Annotated in this window: 3 protein-coding genes; 1 reads left to right on the top strand and 2 read right to left on the bottom strand. The window is 65.6% G+C overall.

Annotated elements, in window-relative coordinates; all coding sequences use genetic code 11:
* The coding region (locus AHiyo1_RS00810) for a glycoside hydrolase family 16 protein (RefSeq protein WP_253257098.1) at nt 1-776 on the top strand (776 nt) is incomplete at its 5' end.
* Nucleotides 777-905: 129 nt separating this feature from the next.
* Here the strand turns inward: AHiyo1_RS00810 and AHiyo1_RS00815 are convergent.
* Nucleotides 906-1,298 (bottom strand): hypothetical protein, encoded by a 393-nt coding sequence (locus AHiyo1_RS00815; protein WP_059387299.1) that lies wholly within the window; start codon nt 1,296-1,298, stop codon nt 906-908.
* A complete protein-coding gene (locus tag AHiyo1_RS00820; protein ID WP_059387300.1) occupies nt 1,288-2,835 on the bottom strand; it encodes a hypothetical protein in 1,548 nt (515 codons plus the stop codon). The genes AHiyo1_RS00815 and AHiyo1_RS00820 overlap by 11 nt, the downstream gene beginning before the upstream one ends.
* Nucleotides 2,836-3,054 lie beyond the last annotated feature (219 nt).

A 3,054-nucleotide genomic window follows, 5' to 3' on the forward strand; every position in this document is an offset into this window, starting at 1 on the left:
GGTTCCGGAACTTCGACGGCGGGACGTCCCCGTCCGCGTCGGGCGGAGAGAAGCCCGTGGGTGACCTGCCGGGGTGGCGACAGGTATTCAGCGAAGATTTCAGCAAAGGGGACGTCCCGGTTGGGAGTTTCCCAGGGCCGGCATACAGCGCGAAATGGAGTGTCAACTACGCTGACGGGACACCGGACACGGCAGGTCAGCAAAGCGGCGGCAGATCTGGGTACTACCCATCGAAGGTGCTCAGCGTCAAGGACGGGATGCTCGACATGTACCTGCACACCGAGAAGGGTGTTTCGATGGGGGCAGCACCCTCTCCGAAGCTGCAGCCTGCGAATGGCCGCCCGTATGACAGTTTGTTGTACGGGCGGTATTCGGTGCGGTTCAGGTCCGAGGCCTTGCAGGGGTTCAAGACGGCGTGGCTGCTATGGCCCGATAGTGGAGTGTGGCCGCGTGACGGGGAGATCGATTACCCCGAGGGTGATCTGTCCAGGACGTTCTATGGTGCCGTCCATCAGACCGGTTCGAACCGTGACATCTCCCGCAATATCCAGTCGGGGGCGCGGTTCACGTCCTGGCATACCGCGACCACTGAATGGACGCCCGGGCGGGTTGAGTTTTTCCTGGACGGTGTCTCGATCGGTGTCAGCACTGTCGGCATCCCCGACAAGCCGATGCATTACATCCTGCAGACCGAATCCTGCCTGACCGGCTGCCCCGCGCCGGCAACAGCCGGGCATCTGCAGGTGGGCTGGGTGGCCATCTGGGCCAAATCGTAGCTCCATCTTGGCCCCTTCCTGCGGGCAGCGTTACAGGGAAAGACGCACCGGGGCGGCCTCCCTGGTTTCCGAGGGTTCCGAGATATGGGTGGACGATCAGGGCGCGGAACGCTGCCGGGAGGCCCGTGATCAGTTTGGTTCCTGCGTTGCATCCTTTCTCCGGGACCGTCGGTCCACGGCGGCGAGGAGGCCCAGGGTGAGCCCGGCCAGGAGGGACACAGCCGCCGATGGATGCCAGAAACCGGCGTAGAGCATCGCCGTGGAGAGCAGGATGGCCGAGGCAAGACTGAAGCTTACCGCTATCGCCACGGCCAACGGGAGCACCCCGGATCCGGTTCCTTTTCGGAGCCGGGCGGGTTTCAGGAGCAGGATGAGCGCTGTTCCCGGGCCGGAGAGAAGGAACGGTCCTATGACAACAAGGCGCAGTTCCTCCGGGCCGGTGAAGGACAGGGGAATCGAAGCCAGTGCCACGGCGGCCACGATGATGCCGATCGTAGCGGCGCTCCTGTGCTCAGATGCCATTGGGTGTTCCTTGCAGGTGGTAGATCGCTCCGTCCGCGTTGCGGTACTCGATTGACCAGCCTCCCTGGAGGGCGCACCTGTCGATGAGGTGTTGCAGGCCTTCGGCGGGCCCGGTGGTGAGCACGTCGGCGGCGGTGACCTGGCTTGCCGTGACTATCAGGTAGGCACCCGCGGATGGGACGAGCTGGGTTATCGATGCGCAGCCGGGCTGCGGGTCGCCGGGGCGTGCCGGCTCTGCTTTCAGGACGGTCTGGTACCGGTAGCCGGCGTAGTGCGTGTACCGCCAGGGGGTGTCGTGAACTGCCTCGATGAGGACCGAACCAGAGGGCGCGGTCACGTAGAGCTGGTTGACCAGGGTGATCTCGGCGGGGGTGAAATTCTCGATGGCGTCGTTGCCGTACCGGGTGGCGACTGTGCCCGTGGCGATGACTGATCCGAGCAGGAGGAGCACGGCCAGCTGGCGCAGGCGGGGCGGACCGGGGCCTCGGGGGACGAATGGAAGCACGATGAGGCTGGCGGCGAACGGAAGACTGAATAGGTATATCCGGAGCAGCAGCTCACCGCCGTAGGACTGGAGCGGGAAAAGGACAAAGGGCGCAGCGCTCCCCAGTGCGGCAGCCAGCCACGGCATCCGCAGCCGTCGTCCCCGGAAGCTGCCCAGGCCCGCGAGGACCCAGACCACGGCTGCCTCCGCGAGCCGGGAGTAGACGATGAACTGGTGGGCCGGGCTGCCGCCCACCCTGTTGAACAAGGAGGCGGAGGCAGCGGCGTTGATGTTGCCGATGGATCCGAAGAGGGTGTGCAGGTGGCCGATGAGGAAAGGGGTGGCGGCCAGGACCAGCCAGCAGACCGGGAGTAGGAGCGCCAGGACCGGCAGGAAGCGCAGCCGGCACCTTCCGCTCAGGGCGAGCAGCGCCAGGATGGGAATCGCGGCGAAGGGCGTGAGTTGATGGGCGACCGTCATCCCGGCCAAGAGCACCACGCACACCGCGGCCAACACGATCAAGGCTGACCGCGGTAGTTCGGCTGGCATTGGCGCCGGCCGCCCTGGTTCGAGTCGGCGCACCAGGTTCCTGAGCCGACCGGCGAGTTTATTCCCCGGCTTCCACGGCCATCCGGGGAATACTGTCAGGACACAGGCGATCAGGGTCAGCAGCAGCAGCAACGCGCAGGCCTGTGGGGAGAGGTAGTCCTGCCCGACCCAGCTGGCCAGGTAGAACATCCATACCCCTGCCCAGGCTTGCCGTGGGCTGGAGGTAAGGCGCTGGGCGAGCGCCAGCAGGGCGGGCATGAGCAGGACGTTGACGCCGACGGGCGCCCACGTGGCAGCCCAGGTCAGGTCGTGGACTCCTGTGGTATTCGAGAGCATGGCCAGTAGTCCGAAAAACCCGGGCCAGTTGAAATAGGCGTCCAGTTTCCGGTCCAGGCCTCCGGATTGGGTGATGTAGTCGGTGATGCCCAGGTGGCGGTAGCTGGCTTCCAAGCGGGGCAGGCCGTGAATGATCGGGTCGGCTCCGTGCAGGATGACGATCAACACCAGAAGCTGAGTGACGAGCAGCCACGGGCGAAGAACCTTGAGACCGAGGGAGCCGACGAAACCGGTCAGGCTCAGGCCCAGGCAAAAAAATAGGTGACGGGCAGGACCTGGATCAGGCCGGCGCCGCCAAGGTCCTGCGCGTTCACGGTGCTCAGTGCTCCCACCCCCAGGAGCAGGGCTGTCACGGCCATCACCGCGAGAGCGCGCGGAACCCGCGGG

The sequence above is a fragment of the Arthrobacter sp. Hiyo1 genome (genome assembly GCF_001263615.2).
Taxonomy (GTDB): Bacteria; Actinomycetota; Actinomycetes; order Actinomycetales; family Micrococcaceae; genus Arthrobacter.

What these genes read in the sequence shown, in the direction of transcription:
- AHiyo1_RS00815 (WP_059387299.1), bottom strand. Translation starts at nt 1,298, where the DNA reads ATGGCATCTGAGCACAGGAGCGCCGCTACGATCGGCATCATCGTGGCC.